The sequence below is a fragment of the Pseudoalteromonas sp. SIMBA_162 genome, assembly GCF_046535955.1.
Classification (GTDB): domain Bacteria; phylum Pseudomonadota; class Gammaproteobacteria; order Enterobacterales; family Alteromonadaceae; genus Pseudoalteromonas; species Pseudoalteromonas marina.
On record NZ_JAWJBQ010000997.1, the window covers coordinates 1 to 244 of the forward strand.

Annotated in this window: 1 protein-coding gene; it reads left to right on the top strand. The window is 52.5% G+C overall.

The features are described from left to right. A partial coding sequence (locus R0J88_RS22705) for an ammonia-forming cytochrome c nitrite reductase subunit c552 (protein ID WP_410901279.1) occupies window positions 1-189 on the top strand: 189 nt, incomplete at its 5' end. Between the last annotated feature and the right edge of the window lie 55 nt (window positions 190-244).

Below are 244 nucleotides of genomic sequence, written 5' to 3' on the forward strand. Positions count from 1 at the left end.
GCGCGCCTGCTGGCGACCAAAGGCATCACCCATGAAATCCAGATCCCGGATATCTCAACCAAAGAGAAAGCCCAGCAGGCCATTGGCCTGAACATGGAACAAATCAAGGCCGAGAAGCAGGACTTCATCAAAACGGTGATCCCGCAGTGGGAAGAACAGGCACGTAAAAACGGTCTGTTAAGCCAATAACCCCGTTCCGCCTCGCAAGGGGCGGAAAACACAATGGAGTGAATATGAGCGTATT